This is a genomic window from Streptomyces dysideae, assembly GCF_001514305.1.
Classification (GTDB): domain Bacteria; phylum Actinomycetota; class Actinomycetes; order Streptomycetales; family Streptomycetaceae; genus Streptomyces; species Streptomyces dysideae.
Window position 1 is genome coordinate 398,314 of the sequence record NZ_KQ949076.1, and the last position, 17,319, is coordinate 415,632.

The following is a 17,319-nucleotide window of genomic DNA, read 5'->3' on the forward strand; positions in this document are numbered from 1 at the left end:
GTCCGTTTCTCTGGCAACATCCGCTCGTCAGGCATCAGTTCGATCTCCGACAACGGGGGGCTCGATGCATCTCATGTCCCGTCACAGATCCGGCCGTCTCGCCGCCGTCCTCGTCTCGCTCTCGCTCGCGGCAGGACTCCAACTGGGCCTCGCGAGCGACGCTTCCGCCACCGTCACCTCCGGCCCGGTCTTCAACAACCCGACCGGCACCGTGGCCGAACAGCAGGCGATACGCTCTCAACTGCTCGACTACATAGGTCAGTCGCCGGCCGACTCCTCCATCAAGGCCTCCGTCTACCACCTCTGGGACGCGGAGCTGGCCCAGGCCCTGGCGGACGCGCACGCCCGCGGCGTCGACGTCCAGATGATGCTGGACGAGAGCAGCGTCAGCAGCAATCCCAGCAATCCGTCGTACGGCATCCTGAGCAACGCGCTCGGCACCACCACCACCCAGAGCTCGTTCGTCGGCCTCTGCCCGGTCAAGAAGTCCTGCCTGGGCGATCCGTCCCTGGGCAACTCCATCAACCACAACAAGTTCTGGCTGTTCTCACAGCTCGACGGCGCGTACAACGTGGTGGTGCAGACGTCGTCGAACATGACGCCGTCCAGCTACAGCCGGTTCTGGAACGACGCGTACGTGGTCGCCAACAACTCGGCCGTCTACACCGCGTACCGTAACTACTTCGGCAAACTGGTCGGTCAGGACTGGGAGAACTGGGCCTACAGCTACACCACCAGCAGCCCGTACAAGGTGTACTTCTACCCGCGTCCCGCGACCGACCCGTCACCGGGCGACACCATCACCGGCGTCCTCGACAACGTCACCTGCACGTACACCGAGAACGGCACCAGCAAGAGCACCAAGGTGCGGGTCGGAATGTTCAAGCTCACCCGGCTGGCAGTGGCCAGGAAACTCGTCGAACTCAAGCAGAACGGCTGCTCGGTCGACATCGTCTACTCGGTCACCGACAGCGGCTCCTCCAGTGGAACCTGGGAAACCCTGCACGCCTCCGGCGGCCCCACCCTGCGCTGCTACAACTGGGACGACGACAACGACTCTACGACCGCCTCGCGCATCATCCACTCCAAGTACCTGCTGATCGAGGGCAAGTACAACGGAACCACCGGCCAGAAGGTCCTGTGGACCGGCAGCCACAACTACTCCGGCCCGGCCCTGACCAAGAACGACGAAGCGCTGATGAAGGTCGACAGCAACACCGCCCACGACGCCTACGTCGCCAACTTCACCACGGTGAAGGCGGCGGCGGTCCCCGGGACCGCCGACAACACCAACGCCTGCAAGGGCGTCACGGGCACGACCGGGGGCGGCTGACACGGCGCCCGGCTCCAGGTCTGCCGGGGCGGGCCGTGCCCCGGGGGCCTGATTCAGGCCGCCGCCCGGACCTCGCGGGATGCCAGCACCCGCCGCATCTTCCGCACCGCCCGCCGCAGGAACGAGTCGGCGCCGCCCTCCCGGTACCCCGGAAAGGCGCGGGCCTCGCGCGGTGCGGCGAGGTAGACCTCGTCGGGTAACCCCGCCGCCGCGTCCCGGAAGTGCGGGTAGGCGAGATAGAGCCGGCGGCCCTTCTTCTCCAGGAGGGCCGCCGGCTGCTTCTTCGCCTTGACGAACTCCACTACGGGCAGCAGGAGTTCGGGGCGCTGTAAGGCCACCAGCTGGAGACGCAGCCGCTCGTGGACCTTGAGGCGGCGGGCGACACCCCGCGTCCAGTAGGCGTCGGTGAGCGGCTCGGCCAGCTCGAACTTGCGCCGCCTGACCTCCTCGCCGTCCTTGAGGTACTTGGGCCCGAACTGCGGCAGCAGCGTGATGAGAAAGGGGCGGACCATGAGCGTGTCCCGCCGCTCCCCCGCGGGCACGTGCTCGGCGATCAGGTTCATCAGGGCGCGTGCGGAGTCGAAGCGCAGGGCGTAACCGCCGCTCTTCGTCACGTGCTTGCCGTCGTCGCGGCCGACCAGGTAGTAGCAGGTGTAGTCGGCGATCACGGAGACGCCGTCGGCCCGCAGATACGCCTCCATCGTGAACAGCGCGTCCTCGCCGGTCCACAACGACTCGTCGAACCGCATGCCGTGACGGTCCAGCAGCTCACGGCGGAACAGCTTCTGCGCGCTCAGCGTGAACTTGATGTTCGACGAGAAGACGTCGGTACGGTCCACCGTCTTGCCCCACATCGACTTCGGCGCCGTGCGGTTGACGCCCTCGATCCGGCCCAGCACGACGTCGGTGCCGTTGCGTTCGGCCATCGCAACCATGCGTTCCAGGGCCTCGGGGCCCAGCCGGTCGTCGGCGTCCAGGAAGAACACGTACCGCCCGGCCGCCTTGCTGAGGCCGACGTTGCGCGGGCCGCTGGGCCCGCCGGAGTTCTCCTGCCGGATCACGGCCACCGGCATGGGAGCGCGGGCCGCGAACTCCTCCAGGAACGCTCCCGTGCCGTCCGTGGACCCGTCGTCCACCGCGATGACCTCGATGCGCGTCGGATCGATGGTCTGTGCCTCGACGGATGCCAGGCACTCGATCAGATACGGCATCGCTTCGTACGCCCCGATGATCACAGTCACATCAGGCTGCGTGGCGGTCACGTTTCCCCCTTGTCGACGGGATATTTCCCCCGTATCGCCTCATTCGCTACCTAGTAGACGGACGACCCGAGCAACCGGTTGCCTCGAACCCGTGAATAAGTGATCCAGATCACACAGCGAACGGACATGAGCCAACATCAGGCGGGCACGGTAAGACGGGTCTTCGAAGTTAAGCGGTGCGCGAGAAGCGCTGGCGCGGAGCGGTGACTCGCGAGGATGTGACAACCGGCGCTGAAGTGTCACATCCTCGCTGGCGAAGGCCACAGAGGCAGGCACCGGCAAAGAGCCGCACCGCCTAACTTCGAAGACCCGGTAAGACGCTCCCCAAAACGCGGTGCGGCCCCCGGAGATCGCTCCCCGGGGGCCGCACCAATGAACTTGACGAGCGGTCAGCACGCCCTAGAACACCCTCACGCCGTCACGTCGTCCGAATCCTCGGCCGCCGTCACCCGCTGCCCGGGCACGACCGCCAGCTCGACCTCCTCGGCCTCCTCGGCCCCCTCGACCTCGTCGACGGCTCCGGCCGCCGCCGGTGACTCCTGGCCGGCGTTGCGCGTCTCGGCCTTGAGCGCGAGGCCGGCCACCGCGGTGTTGAACTGGACGAGGGACGTCGGCTCATCGGGACCCAGCAGGTACCGCTTGAGCTCCTTGCGGTCCCCCGCCAGCGGGTCCGCCGACGGGTCCCGTACGGCGTCCAGCAGGCCGCCCAGCTCGGCCGCGCCGTTGGACAGGATCACGGCGGCGCGCACCGCGGTGTTCTGCCGCTTGAACTCCTCGACGCCCAGCTCGGCCGAGTCCGTCACCGCGTACGGCTTGCCGCTGGCGATGAAGTCGGAGACCACGCTGGAGATGTCGGAGACCATCGCGTCGGAGACGTTGAAGCAGTCGTACAGGCGCGGCTCGGCGCCGGTGATGACGCGGTGCTCCCAGGTGGGGAAGGAGCGCCAGTAAGCGTCGTTCCACTCGTTGCGAAGCCGGCCGATCTCCTCGTGCTTGGCGACGTCGACCAGACCGTCGCGGGTGGCCTCGGCCTCGTCACCCTTGTCGCCCGCCTTGCCGGACAGCTCGGCCAGGCGGGCCTCGATACGGGTCAGTTCGGCCTTGGCCTGCGCCTGGGCGGCGGCGTCGGGCTTGAAACGTGCGTCGGTGACACGCTCGGCGGCGGCCTGCTCGACCAGGGCGACGATCCGGCGGTGTGCGGCGCCGGCCTCCTTGCTGACGGTGCCGGTGAAGGGGTGCGGCTTGTACAGGACGCGGACCGGCGGGTCGGCCTGCACCAGCTGCCGCACGATGTTCTCGCCGGCGAGGACGATCGAGGTGTTGCCGGGGTTGCCGTCCCAGCCCTCCCAGGTCGGCGCGTAGAGCACGGTGGGGCTGTGTCCATCTGCGGCTCCGCCGCGGGGCCCCTCCGGCACGCCCTGCCAGGTCTGGATCGGCGCCAGCTGCGGGCGGCCGACCTCCACGATGTCGTCGTCGCGGACGCCGACGTCGGCGATGGCGTACCGGTCGCGGCCCGCGCGTCCGGCGGTCCACACCTCGTCGTAGACCTTGCTGAACGGGTTGACGCTGGCCAGCTTGTCGCTGTCGCCGTGGCCGATGAAGACGTGCTTCATGGTCGGGACGCGCAGCAGGTGGATGTTCTTGCCGACGTTCGCGGCGTACAGCGCGACACGCACCGTGGACAGGTCCATGTTCATCAGGTGCACCCCTCCGGGCACGCAGATGACGGGGACCGTGGTGGGCGCCATGTTGTTCAGGATGGCGCGCTCACGCAGGATGATCAGCGGCTTGGAGTCCAGCTGCTCCATGGTCTCCAGCCACATGTTGACCTGGTACGCGGAGTCCTTGGAGCCGGAGAAGTACAGCACCGTCTCGGGCCGGTACCCGGCCAGCCAGTCGTCCACGGCGGCCAGCACGGTCTCCGCGTTCGGCGGGGTCTTGCGGCCCCGGACGTACGGCATGAGTGCGAGGACGTACAGGCTGCTCAGGGCGATGGTGACGCCGATCCCGACGAACCCGGCGACGGCGGACTCGGTGGCCGCGGAGACCAGGATGCCGACGACGGCCGCGAGGTCGAGGTGGAGCATCTTCTCGGCGGAGCGGCTGAGCAGCCCGCGCGCCGGGGCGTCCGGGATGCGGATGCGCGAGGCCAGGTCGACGTTGCGGGTGGCGACCGGCATCCGGCGGCGGTTGCGGATCAGGGTGACCAGCGCGCCGTGCGGGGCCTGGAGGCCGTAGAAGGCGATGAAGCAGGCGATCGCCCCGTAGTAGATCAGGTCGTCCGCGAGGGCGAGGCGGGCCAGCAGCAGGATGAGGAGCAGCTGCCGGATCAGGAAGCGGATCGACAGACCGGCCCGCACCTTGCTCAGGCGGTTGACGAGATAGCTGCTTCTGCGGTGCAGATAGTGGTCCGCCAGGTACGTCACGGCGGCCGCGGCCGCGAAGGCGGTGACGCTCGGGACGAGCGCGGCCAGCATGAGCGCCGGGTAGCCCAGCAGCATGAGGGCCGCCGCGGCCAGCTCGGCCGCGCTGCCCACCCGGGCGACGCGAATAGCGGTGGATATCACGGAGAAACCTGCTCTGGGGAGGGGCCGGTCTGAGGAGCGAAGACTCAGGCCCCTGTGAATTCTTCGTGAATGAAGAATCGCAGAGGCCTGAATTCCGTAAGGCTATTAACTGTTGATTATGCCACGCCGTCCTGGCGGTCCAGGACACTGGCCAGTGCCGCCTCGAAACCGGACGCCTGGCCCGCGGAGGCCGTCGGGTCCTGCTGGCGCACGTCGATGACATGGCCGGTCAGCTCGGACAGCAGCACGTCCAGCGAGGTGCGGGCGACCGCCTCCGAGGACAGCAGCGTGCCCGAGGGCTCCTGGCCGAAGGCCTTGGTGCGCATCGGGGTGGCGGTGCGCTCCGGGTTGATGCAGTTGACGCGGATGCCCTCACCGGCCCACTCGTCGGACAGGGCCTGGGTGAGGTTCACCATGGCGGCCTTGGTCGAGGAGTACAGGCTGTACTCGGCGCGGCCGCGGGTGTAGCTGCTGGAGGTGTACAGCAGCAACTGGCCCTTGGTCTCGGCGAGGTACTTGTACGAGGAGCGCGCGATCTGCACCGGGGCGAGGTAGTTGACCTTCAGCGCCTCCTCGATGGTGGCGTTGTCGGTCTCGGCGAGCTTGCCGATGCGCAGCACACCGGCGGTGTTGACGACGTAGTCGATGCGGCCGGTCTCGGCGTACGCCTTGGACAGCGCGTCGTCGACCTCCTCCGGGTTCTCGACGTGCGTGCCGGTGGTGGAGCGGCCCAGCGCGTACACCGTGGCGCCGTAGGACCCGGCGAGTTCGGCGATGTCCTTGCCGATGCCGTACGAGCCGCCGAAGACGACGATGGTCTTGCCGGTCAGCAGCTCGCGGTAGGCCTCCTCGGAGACCTGCTCGGGCGCGGCGGTGGAGGCCAGCTGGAACAGCTTGTCGGCGATGAAGACGTCGACGGGCTGGGTGACCTTCATGTTGTACTCGTCGCCCGCGACGACGTGGATCGGCACGTCCGGCAGGTACTTGAGCACGACCGAGCAGTCGTCCGTCGCCTGGAAGTTGGGGTCACCGGCCGCGACCTCGTAGGCGCGGCGGATCGTGGACAGCTTGAAGGCCTGCGGGGTCTGGCCGCGGCGCAGCCTGGAGCGGTCCGGGATCTCGGTGATGAACTCGCCGTCGCCGCCGTGCGTGCGGGTCACGATGATGGTGTCCGCGGACGGGATGGCGACGTCGACGGCCTGGTAGCGCTCCAGCGCGGTCACGCAGTCGTCGATGACGCGCTGTGACAGCAGGGGGCGTACGGCGTCGTGGAACAGGACCTTGCGGTCCTCGCCCTCTGCCAGGCCCTCACCGAGGGCGGCGATGGCGCGCTCGGTGGTTTCGTTGCGGGTGGCGCCGCCCTCGATGATCTTCGTGACCTTCTGGAAACCGGCCTTGGCGACGATCTTCTCGATGTCCGGAACGTAGCCCGGCGCCATCAGGACGATGACGTCGTCGATCGAGTCGGCGTTCTCGAAGGTGGTCAGGGTGTGCTCGATGACTGCCTTGCCGGCGATCTTCAGCAGCTGCTTGGGGATCGAGAGACCCACGCGCTGGCCGGTGCCACCGGCCAGGATCACTGCGGTGGTACGGGGCTTGGCTATGTGCTGGGACACAGGTGACCTACCTTGGGGCGACAGGGAACTTGGAAATGGTCCCACTTGTGGTTACCGCAGTGCAAGGTGAGCGCCGCCCACCGCATATGTGCGCGCAACCTGTCATTCACCTTGCACTCCTGGTGATTGACGGAGAGCCTCCGTACACACTCGTGGAATTGCTGTGAGTAACTGCACAGCTCTCTCAGCGCCGCCGCAGCCTCTTCAGACAACGGTGGCACAGCACCTTCACCAGTTCCTTGGACGATGTCTGGTGCACCGTACGCGTCTTGGCCGACGCGGTGTGCCGGATCGGCGCGGCGGCGGCCGCGGCGAGCGCCCCGTACAATGCGTGAGCGGCCACCTCGGGGGCGATGACCGGCTTCGCGGCCGTCCGCTCCGGCGGCTTCGGTACGGCGGACAGCAGCGTGGGATCGCCGAGGACCCGGACGCCCATCGTCCCGATCCGGCCGGCCATCTCGGCGCCGATCTCGGCGGCGGCCTCGACGGCCCACTGTGGGGTGGAAATCTTCACGTCGTCGGGACCGGGGGTGCACGCGTTCTTCATATGCATCACGGCGCCGTATCGGACGAGCTGCGAATAAAGCTCTTCCGGGAGTTCGCTGGCGCGGAATTCCTTATTAAGATTCCGCAGCATTTCGGTCTCGGCCAGAGTAAGGGATCGATTCGCCGTGTCCGGAACGGGCTGCAGGAGATCTGCGGGCAGTCCGAGAAGCGCCTCGAAGGTGCGCATCAGGCCGCCCTTGTCGCGGTCGTCGACCACCACGACGGTGACCCGCTCCGGTCCGGCCACCCGGGCCCATCGCTCCACCAGCCGGTCGTGCCGGTGCCGACGCCAGAAGCTGGGGTTGGGCTTCTCGTACGGCGGCTTCTTGAGCATGTGCCGCAGCCAGTCCTCGTAGCCCATGCGCAGGCCGTTCTGCACGTACTGCTGCCACTGCGAGGGCATGATCCGCGCGAGCGGGCGCAGGGTGACCAGGACGTGCACGCGGTCGCCGCCGAGCTGCTCGACGATCCGCCCGATGGTCTCGTCGTCGGGGGCGTCGGCGAAGAACTCGCTGCTGATCACCGAGGTGCGCCCGCCGGTGGCGTGCACCTGGTCGAGCAGCCGCTCCCAGTGCCGCTCGGTCGGCTCCGTGTTGCCCATCATGCCGGGGCGGGCGCAGGCGGCCAGCACCGCTTCCATGGGGTGGCGGGTGGTGGCCGGGAAGTCCACGCCGTGCCGGGCCATCTCCTCCTTGGCGGCGAACAGCGCGCCCTGGATGGAGGTGGTCCCGGTCTTGTGCGGGCCGATGTGCAGCAGCCGGGTCCCGGCGGGCAGCGGAGTGAGCGCTCCCGTCACCGGAACCTCATCTCTCGTACAGTCCGTCTCCATGGTCAAGGGACGGTAATAGACGTTCCTGAGACTGGGCTGAGAGAGGCCCGGGACGGTGATGAGTCCCAGGCCCCGGCAGGTGTCACACGAGTTCCACGCCCGGCCTGCCCGCCTCCACCCGCAACCGGGCCAGCGTGCTCGGCGTCGACGTCTGCTGCCGCACCGTGTCGACGATCCTGACCTGCGCGTCGATGCCGTCGCGGTCGATGTCGAAGAGATGGTAGCCGCGGTGGGCGTCGATCAGCTTCCAGTGCGGGTTGTCCGGGATGCGCGGGTCCCACTCGGCGTGGAAGGCGGCCTGGTCCTGGTCGCCGTTGGCGGCGATGGACGTGCCGACGAACTCGGCGCCGACGACCGCGGAGTCGGGGTCGGCGAAGTCGTCCTTGAGGTCGCTGATCATCGTCAGATGGCGGTCGCCGGTGAACACGACCGGGTTGCGGACATGCTTCAACTCGTCCATGAGGGCGTTGCGTTCGGCCTGGTAGCCGTCCCAGGCGTCGTAGAACCAGAGCTTGCCGGGGCCGACCTGGAGATCGGTCTCGGCCATCATGATCTGCGAGCCGACCAGGTTCCAGCGGGCCGGCGAGTCGTGCAGCCCGTCGACCAGCCACTGACGCTGCTCGGCGCCGAGCATGGTGCGCGCGGGGTCGTTGGCGCCCTCGGGGGTGGTCGCCTGGTCGGTGCGGAACTGCCGGGTGTCCAGCACGCTGAGCCGGGCCAGCCGGCCGAACTCCAGGCGGCGGTACATCTGGATGTGCGGGCCGTTCGGGATCGCGCTCGCCCGGACCGGCATGTGCTCGTAGTACGCCTGGTAGGCCGCGGTGAGCCGGGCCACGAAGGCGTCGTGCGGCTGCTTGCCGGGGTCCTGGGGGATGTCGCCGGCGAAGTCGTTGTCAACCTCGTGGTCGTCGAAGGTGACCACGAAGGGCGCGTTCGCGTGCATCGCCGCGAGGTCCGGGTCGGTGCGGTACTGGGCGTGGCGGTTGCGGTACTGGACCAGGCTGTACGGCTCCCCGGTGCCCTCGTGGCGGCGCAGGGCGGTCGCCGAGGGCGAGGACTCGTAGATGTAGTCGCCGACGAACAGCACGAAGTCGGGGTCCTGGGCCAGCATGTCGGCGTACGGCGTGAAGTAGCCGTGCTGCCAGTTCTGGCAGGACGCCAGCGCCATCCGCAGCCGGCCGCCCTGGGGCGCGGTGCGGGTGCGGCCGGTGCGGGAGATCTGGCCGGCGGTGCGGAAGCGGTACCAGTACGTACGGCCCGGGCGCAGGCCGCGTACGTCGACGTGCACACTGTGGCCGAGCTCGGGCCGGGCCTGGGCCGTGCCGCGGCGCACGGGCTTTCTGAACCGCTCGTCCTCCGCGAGCTCCCACTGCACCGGCACCACGCCGTCCGGCATGCCGCCGCCGTTGAGGGGGTCCGGGGCGAGCCGGGTCCACAGCACGACGCCGTCGGGCAGCGGGTCGCCGGAGGCGACGCCGAGGCTGAACACGCCGTCGGGCAGCGTCACCTCGGCCGCCCGGGCGGTACTCGGCAGCCACAGCTGGGCGGAGGCCGCGGCACCGAGCACGGCGGCACCGGCGGTCAGAAAACGACGGCGGTCGGGCGAAACTGCTCCGGTCATCGGCGAACTCCCCTGTCTCGCTGGCCTCTTGGACACACGACGGACACAGAAAGCTCACGCTCCGGGGCGGTCCGTCCGCTGAACGGCGCCCTTCACGTGCATGACAAATGGGCAGACAAAGGGAGACCCGTTGCGGCTCGGGAACAACACGACGAACGTGATCTTGCCGTAACAGGTCTCACAGGGCGGTCAAATGACGGCGCCTCAGTAGTTGTGTCTCAGTAGTTGAACCCCGACCCGAGCTTGGCGTTGGCGGCGACGGTGCCGAGGGTGCCCGCACCGAAGGTGAAGGAGCCCGTCGGGGTGATCCCGGACGACGTGGACCTGAACACCCACACCGATCCGGCCTTCGCGTTCTCCCCCGGTGCGCCCACGGCGAGTTCGGCCCGGCCGTCGCGGTCGGCGTCCACCAGGCGGGTGGCGGCGCCGAAGCCGTCGAACGTCTCCGCCGTGCCCGGCACCCCGGTGGTGTCCTGGCTGTACCCCTTGGCGCCGGTGCCGGTCAGGCCGGTCGCGCTGCCGCGCAGCACGATCACGCTGCCGGCGTCGGTCTTGCCGTCGAAGTCCTCCCCGGGCACGCCCGCGGAGACGTCGTCGTAGCCGTCGCCGTTGACGTCGGCGACCGAGACGTCGGCGCCGAAGTCGTCGCCCAGTTCGGCGACGCCCGGGACTCCGGAGCTGCCCTGGTTGACGTACGTCGGCTTCGTGCCGTCGGGCCCGTTCGCAGTGCCTGGCACGACGGCGACGCGGCCGCCCTTGGCGAGCGGGGTGTCGAGGTCGCTGTCCATGCCGTCGAAGCGGCCCACGACGATGTCGTCGTAGCCGTCGCCGTTCACGTCACCGAGGTCGACGGACTCGCCGCCCTGCAGCGCATAGCCGTTGGAGCCGAGGACAACCTTCCGCTCGCCGAGCCCGGCCGCGCCACCCAGCCAGTACACGACCCGGCGGGCGTCGTACTCGTCGCCGTCGTGCGCGGTCCCGACGACATCGGCGTAGCCGTCGCCGTTCACATCACCGGAGGCCAGGTCCATGAAGCGGGGGTCGGACTCGTAGTCCGGGATGACCTGCTCCCCGCCGTTCGTGGCCCCGTCCCGGCCGAAGGGGCCCTTGACGACGCGCAGGTTGATGCTGCCCTGGATGGCGGCCAGGTCCGTCGCCCCGTCGCCGTCGACATCGCCGACCGTGAGCTGCCCGTCCGAGCCGAGCTGGTGGTACGACGCCTTGCCGGTGGCCAGCGAGGACCCGCCCGACAGCCCTTTCGGCCCTCCCCAGACGACTTGCACGTAACCGGAGTTGACGCCGCCGGAGAGCGTGTCCTCGCCGCTCACGCCGACGACGAGGTCCGCGTACCCGTCCCCGTCCATGTCGCCGGTGGCCAGCGCGCTGCCGAACAGGTCGTCCGTCTCGACGCTGCCCGGGATGCCGGCGGTGTTCTGGTTGAACACCTGTCTGGACGTGGTGTTCAGCCCGCTCGCCGACCCGTACAGCACGGCGACGTACCCGGCCTTCGTCTCCCCACCGACGGTCGCCTCGGGCGCCGCGACGGCGAGGTCGGAGTAGCCGTCGCCGTTGAAGTCGTCCTTCAGCTCGGCGGTGGCCGCCTGGGCATCGGCCATCGGCACCGCCGTGACACTCGCGCCGAGCAGGGCGATCGCGACCACGACGGTACGCCGCATTCTGTGCGCAGCAGGCAGGGGCACGTCGACTCCGTCTGTCGGAGGGGCGGTTGACGGCGGAGAGGTCCAGGAGAAATTCCAAGATCCTCATCCGCACTGCCCAGTACGACTCACCGAGACGACGGTTGGTTGCCCTGCCGTACGCCGCGGCTTTCCCTGCCGTCAAAGCGATGAACGCACGCCAGGCTCAGGCCTAGAACGGCTCGAAGTCGTCGAACTCCTGCGTCGCCTCGTCCCGCTCGGCCTGCCGTTCCCGTCGGCGCTGCGCGGCGGGCCGCGGTGCCTCGAACCGGTGGTCCTCGCCGCGTCGCCCGAGCATCTCGGCCCCGGCCATCGCGGTCGGCTCCCAGTCGAAGACGACGGCGTTGTCCTCGGGTCCGATGGCGACGCCGTCGCCGGACCGGGCACCGGTCTTCATCAACTCGTCTTCCACACCGAGGCGGTTGAGGCGGTCCGCGAGATAGCCGACGGCCTCGTCGTTGCTGAAGTCGGTCTGCCGCACCCAGCGCTCCGGCTTCTCGCCGCGCACCCGGTACAGCCCGTCCTCCTCGCGCGTCACGGTGAAGCCCGCGTCGTCGACGGCCTTCGGCCGGATGACGATCCGCGTGGCCTCTTCCTTCGGCTTCGCGGCCCGCGACTTCCCGACCAGGTCGGCCAGCGCGAACGACAGCTCCTTGAGCCCCATGTGCGCCACGGCGGACACCTCGAAGACCCGGTATCCGCGCGCCTCCAGGTCCGGCCGCACCATTTCGGCGAGGTCCTTGCCGTCCGGTACGTCGATCTTGTTGAGGACGACGATCCGCGGCCGGTTGTCCAGCCCGCCGTACTCCCGCAGCTCCGCCTCGATGATGTCCAGGTCGGAGACGGGGTCACGGTCGGACTCCAGCGTCGCCGTGTCCAGCACGTGCACGAGCACACTGCACCGCTCCACGTGCCGCAGGAACTCCAGCCCCAGCCCCTTGCCCTGGCTGGCGCCCGGAATCAGCCCCGGCACATCGGCGATGGTGTACACGGTGTCGCCCGCGGTCACCACGCCGAGGTTCGGCACGAGGGTCGTGAAGGGGTAGTCGGCGATCTTCGGCTTGGCGGCCGACAGTACGGAGATCAGCGAGGACTTGCCCGCGCTCGGGTACCCCACGAGCGCCACGTCGGCGACGGTCTTCAGCTCCAGGACGATGTCCTGCAGATCCCCGGGCTCACCGAGCAGTGCGAAGCCGGGAGCCTTGCGGCGGGCGGAGGCGAGGGCCGCGTTGCCGAGCCCGCCCCGGCCGCCCTGCGCGGCGACGAACGACGTGCCGTGTCCGACCAGGTCCGCGAGGACGTTGCCGACCTTGTCGAGGACCACCGTGCCGTCCGGCACCGGCAGGACCAGGTCCTGGCCGTCCTTGCCGGAGCGGTTGCCACCCTCGCCGGGCTTGCCGTTGGTGGCCTTGCGGTGCGGGGAGTGGTGGTAGTCGAGCAGCGTGGTGACGGACTGGTCGACGGTCAGGATGACGTCGCCGCCCCGTCCGCCGTTGCCGCCGTCGGGTCCGCCCAGCGGCTTGAACTTCTCACGGTGGACGGAGGCACAGCCGTGGCCTCCGTTACCCGCGGCGACATGCAGCTCGACGCGGTCCACGAAGGTGGTCATGGGATGTGCCTCCAGTTACGTACGGGGTTGTCTGTGATCCAACACGCGAAAGGCGGACCCGCTTCCCGTGAGGGAAGTGAGGTCCGCCTCGCGAAAGTTTCCGATCAGGCGACCGGAACGATGTTCACGACCTTGCGGCCACGGCTGGTGCCGAACTCCACCGCACCGGCCTGCAGCGCGAACAGCGTGTCGTCGCCGCCACGGCCGACGCCCGCACCGGGGTGGAAGTGGGTACCGCGCTGGCGGACCAGGATCTCGCCCGCGTTGACGACCTGACCGCCGTAGCGCTTCACGCCGAGGCGCTGAGCGTTGGAGTCACGACCGTTACGGGTGGACGATGCGCCCTTCTTGTGTGCCATCTCTCCTCAGTCCCTTACTTCGCAGCCGCGGGGATCTCAGTGACCTTGATCGCCGTGTACTGCTGGCGGTGGCCCTGACGACGGCGGTAGCCGGTCTTGTTCTTGTAGCGCAGAATGTCGATCTTCTGGCCCTTGTGGTGGTCCACGACCTCGGCCTGGACCTTGATGCCGGCCAGCACCCACGGGTCGCTGGTCACAGCGTCGCCGTCGACAACGAGCAGGGTCGAGAGCTCGACCGTGTCGCCAACCTGGGCAGTGGAAATCTTGTCAACCTCAACGATGTCGCCGACAGCAACCTTGTGCTGGCGACCACCGCTGCGCACGATGGCGTACACGCGGATCTCACTCTCTCGCTCGAGAAACGGCACCCCCGAAGTCCAGCCACCCGGCACGCGGGCGGCCTCTCCGGAACACCCAGTGCTCTGGAGGAAGAGGTTTACGGGGATGTGGCGTGTCAGTGGACACGCCGACGGTCAAGGTTACGGGGCTGCGGCCGAAAGGGTCAAACCAGGCCGGGCCCCACGGGTGTGCGGCCGATCACGTGGACCCGGCCGCACCCCCGCGTACTGCTCAGCCCTCGTCGGTGGAGGCTGACACCGACGACAGCGTCTGCTGCGCCGCCGCGGTCTTCTTCGACGACGCCTTGGCAGGCGCAGTGGCCGTCTTGGCGGCGGTCTTCTTGGCGGCGGTCTTCTTGGCGGCCGCCTTCTTCGCCGTCGCCTTCTTCGCAACCGTCTTCTTGGCCGCGGTCTTCTTGGTGGCGGCCTTCTTCGCCGTCGCCTTCTTGGCCGTCTTACGGGCCGTCTTCCTGGCCGGAGCGGCCTCCTCGGCGGCCTCCTGCTCGGCCGGCGCCTCCTCCGCCGCAGCCGACGGGACGACCACGACGGCCGCGTCCTCGGACGCGGTCGGCGCGGTGGCCTTGCGCACCGCACGACGCCGCGGACGGGCCGGGGCGGCGCTCTCGGCGACCGGCTCGGCGACCGGCTCGGCCGGAGCCTCCTCGGCCTTCGGCTCGGGCGCGGCGGGCGGGGCCTCGCTGACAGTCACCACGGCGGCCTCGGCCCCTGCCGGGGATCCGGCGGGCGCGGTCGCCTTGCGGGTCGCACGGCGGCGCGTACGGCCCTTCGGCGCGGCCTCCTCGGCGGTGGGAGCCTCGACGACCGCGTCCTCGACGGCGGCCGGCTCGGCCTTCGCCTCGGCGGCGGACTCCGGCTGCACCGGGCGCGCGATCTCCTCCGCGACCGTCACGTCCTGAGCCGTCGGCACCTCGGCCTTCGCCTCTTCGCGCTTGGGCGCACCGGCCGGAGCCGACGCCCTCCGGCCGGCCCGGCGCCGCGAACGGCCCCGTCCCACAGCGGCCTCGGCCTCGGCGACGCTGCTGTACAGCTCCTCGTCCGGGGCGAAGGCGGGCTCGGTCAGCGCGACCGGCTCGGCGACCTCGGCGGCGACCTCGGCCTCGGTCTCCGCCTCCTGCTCGACGATCTCGACCGCGGCCTCGTGGACGTGCTCGGCACCGGCACGCGCGCGCTTCTTGCGCTTGCCGCCGCCACCGACGGCGGTCGGCTGCTCCATGTGCACGATGACACCGCGCCCGTTGCAGTGGACGCAGGTCTCGGAGAAGGACTCCAGCAGCCCCTGGCCGACCCGCTTGCGCGTCATCTGGACCAGGCCGAGCGAGGTCACCTCGGCGACCTGGTGCTTCGTACGGTCGCGGCCCAGGCACTCCAGCAGGCGCCGCAGCACCAGGTCCCGGTTGGACTCCAGGACCATGTCGATGAAGTCGATGACGATGATGCCGCCGAGGTCGCGCAACCGGAGCTGGCGCACGATCTCCTCGGCCGCCTCCAGGTTGTTCCTGGTGACCGTCTCCTCGAGGTTGCCGCCCTGACCGGTGAACTTGCCGGTGTTGACGTCGACGACGACCATCGCCTCGGTCCGGTCGATCACCAGCGAGCCGCCGCTGGGCAGCCAGACCTTGCGGTCCAGCGCCTTGGCGAGCTGCTCGTCGATCCGGTACGTGGCGAAGACGTCGACCTCGGAGGTCCACTTCTGCAGCCGCTCGGCGAGGTCGGGCGCGACGTGCGCGACGTAGCCGTAGATGGTCTCCCACGCGTCGTCACCGCTGACGATGACCTTGGAGAAGTCCTCGTTGAAGATGTCGCGGACGACCCGGACGGTCATGTCCGGCTCGCCGTACAGCAGCGACGGCGCGTTCGAGCCGCCGCCGTTCTTCGACTTCTTCTGGATGTCCTCCCACTGCGCCTGCAACCGTTCGACATCGCGGCGCAGCTCGTCCTCGCTGGCGCCCTCGGCGGCGGTGCGCACGATGACGCCCGCGTCCTCGGGGACGATCTTCTTGAGGATGGTCTTCAGCCGGGCCCGCTCGGTGTCGGGCAGCTTGCGGCTGATGCCGGTCATGGAGCCCTCGGGGACGTACACGAGGTAGCGGCCCGGCAGGGACACCTGGCTGGTCAGTCGCGCGCCCTTGTGCCCGATCGGGTCCTTGGTGACCTGGACGAGCACGGACTGGCCGGACTTGAGGGCGGACTCGATGCGGCGCGGCCCGTTGGCCATGCCGAGCGCCTCGAAGTTGACCTCACCGGCGTACAGGACGGCGTTGCGGCCCTTGCCGATGTCGATGAAGGCGGCCTCCATCGACGGCAGCACGTTCTGGACCTTGCCCAGGTAGACGTTGCCGACGTACGAGGTCGACTGCTCCTTGTTGACGTAGTGCTCGACGAGCACGCCGTCCTCGAGGACGCCGATCTGCGTACGGTCGCCGTACTGGCGGACGACCATCACACGCTCGACGGCCTCACGGCGGGCCAGGAACTCGGCCTCGGTGATGATCGGCACGCGTCGGCGGCCCTGCTCACGGCCCTCGCGGCGGCGCTGCTTCTTGGCCTCCAGGCGGGTCGAGCCCTTAATGGACTGGACCTCGTCGGACGGCTCGGCGGCCTTGCGGGGCTCGCGGACCTTGACGACGGTGCGCTCGGGGTCGGTCTCGGCGGGCTCGGCGTCCACGGAGGTGTCACCGGCGCGACGACGACGGCGCCGGCGGCGCCGGCTGCTGGTGGAGCCGTCGCCGGACTCCTCGCGCTCGTCGGCGTCCTCGACGTCCTCCTCGACCTGCTCGGCGGTGTCCTCGGCGTCCTGCACGGCCTGCTCGGCGGCGGTCCCCTCCAGCTCGCCGCCCTCGGCGTCCGCGGACTCGCCCCGGCGGCGACGACGGCCACCGCGACGGCGGCGGCGGCGCGACCCGGTCTCCTCGGCGTCCTCGCCCTCGGCGGAGTCCTCTGCCTCCTCGGCCTCCTCCGGTTCCTCCTCCTCGACGACGGTCTCGACGGCCTTGGCCTCGGGCTCCTCCTCGAAGGCGGCACCCCGACGTCGGCGGCGGCGCCGGGCACCAGCCTGCTCCTCCGGGATCGCCTCGGCCTCGGCCTCGGGCTCGGGCTGCGGCTCGGCGGCGGCTTCGGCGGCGGCCCGCTCCGGGGTCTGGAACGTCGGCTCGGTGAACACGGGCGCCTGGAAGACGGCGACGGAAGGGCGCGCCGGCCGACGCGGGCCCTCGGGCTCCTCGGCCTCGGCGGCCGACGCCTCGGCGGGCGCGGGCGCGGAGAACCCGGTGGCGGCCCGACGGACGGCCCGACGCCGCGCACGACGCGGGGCGGCCTCCTCGGTCACCTCGTCTGCGGGGACCTCAGCGGAGGTCTCTCCGGCGGTCTCGACCGGCTCGTTCTCCTCAGCGGCGCTCACCGATGCCTCCACGCTCTCGGGCGCCCCGGCGGGCGCGGACACTCGGCGCGTGGCACGCCGACGCGCACGACGCGGGGCGGCCTCCTCGGCCACCTCGTCGGACGGGGCCTGCTCCACCTCGGCG

The 17,319-nt window shown here is 69.8% G+C and carries 11 protein-coding genes; 1 reads left to right on the top strand and 10 read right to left on the bottom strand.

The window, feature by feature from the left end; translation table 11 throughout:
* The first annotated feature begins 73 nt into the window (after window positions 1–73).
* Window positions 74–1,333 (top strand): phospholipase D-like domain-containing protein, encoded by a 1,260-nt coding sequence (locus AQJ91_RS05065; RefSeq protein ID WP_067016771.1) that lies wholly within the window; start codon window positions 74–76, stop codon window positions 1,331–1,333.
* A 53-nt stretch (window positions 1,334–1,386) separates the two neighbouring features.
* Here AQJ91_RS05065 and AQJ91_RS05070 read toward each other — a convergent pair whose 3' ends face one another.
* From AQJ91_RS05070 to AQJ91_RS05115, 10 genes are all read right to left on the bottom strand, one after another.
* On the bottom strand, window positions 1,387–2,595 hold the full coding sequence (locus AQJ91_RS05070; RefSeq protein WP_067016773.1) for a glycosyltransferase family 2 protein: 1,209 nt from the start codon (window positions 2,593–2,595) through the stop codon (window positions 1,387–1,389).
* Window positions 2,596–3,005: 410 nt separating this feature from the next.
* A complete protein-coding gene (locus AQJ91_RS05075) occupies window positions 3,006–5,132 on the bottom strand; it encodes a hypothetical protein (RefSeq protein ID WP_067016775.1) in 2,127 nt (708 codons plus the stop codon).
* A gap of 146 nt (window positions 5,133–5,278) precedes the next feature.
* Window positions 5,279–6,778, bottom strand: coding sequence for a bifunctional cytidylyltransferase/SDR family oxidoreductase (locus AQJ91_RS05080; protein ID WP_067016777.1), 1,500 nt, complete (start codon window positions 6,776–6,778; stop codon window positions 5,279–5,281).
* Between the two features lie 184 nt (window positions 6,779–6,962).
* A complete protein-coding gene (locus tag AQJ91_RS05085; protein WP_067016779.1) occupies window positions 6,963–8,153 on the bottom strand; it encodes a hypothetical protein in 1,191 nt (396 codons plus the stop codon).
* A gap of 82 nt (window positions 8,154–8,235) precedes the next feature.
* Window positions 8,236–9,774, bottom strand: a complete 1,539-nt coding sequence (locus AQJ91_RS05090) for an alkaline phosphatase D family protein (protein WP_067016781.1) — start codon at window positions 9,772–9,774, stop codon at window positions 8,236–8,238.
* Between the two features lie 218 nt (window positions 9,775–9,992).
* A complete protein-coding gene (locus AQJ91_RS05095; RefSeq protein WP_234381806.1) occupies window positions 9,993–11,474 on the bottom strand; it encodes an FG-GAP-like repeat-containing protein in 1,482 nt (493 codons plus the stop codon).
* A 169-nt stretch (window positions 11,475–11,643) separates the two neighbouring features.
* A complete protein-coding gene (gene obgE / locus AQJ91_RS05100) occupies window positions 11,644–13,080 on the bottom strand; it encodes a GTPase ObgE (protein ID WP_067016786.1) in 1,437 nt (478 codons plus the stop codon).
* A 104-nt stretch (window positions 13,081–13,184) separates the two neighbouring features.
* Window positions 13,185–13,439, bottom strand: coding sequence for a 50S ribosomal protein L27 (rpmA, locus tag AQJ91_RS05105; protein WP_067016788.1), 255 nt, complete (start codon window positions 13,437–13,439; stop codon window positions 13,185–13,187).
* A 14-nt stretch (window positions 13,440–13,453) separates the two neighbouring features.
* Window positions 13,454–13,774: a 50S ribosomal protein L21 gene (rplU, locus tag AQJ91_RS05110; protein ID WP_007449531.1), complete on the bottom strand. Its 321-nt coding sequence runs from the start codon at window positions 13,772–13,774 to the stop codon at window positions 13,454–13,456.
* Between the two features lie 235 nt (window positions 13,775–14,009).
* Window positions 14,010–17,319: Rne/Rng family ribonuclease (locus tag AQJ91_RS05115; protein WP_067016790.1), on the bottom strand; the 3,310-nt coding region annotated here is incomplete at its 5' end.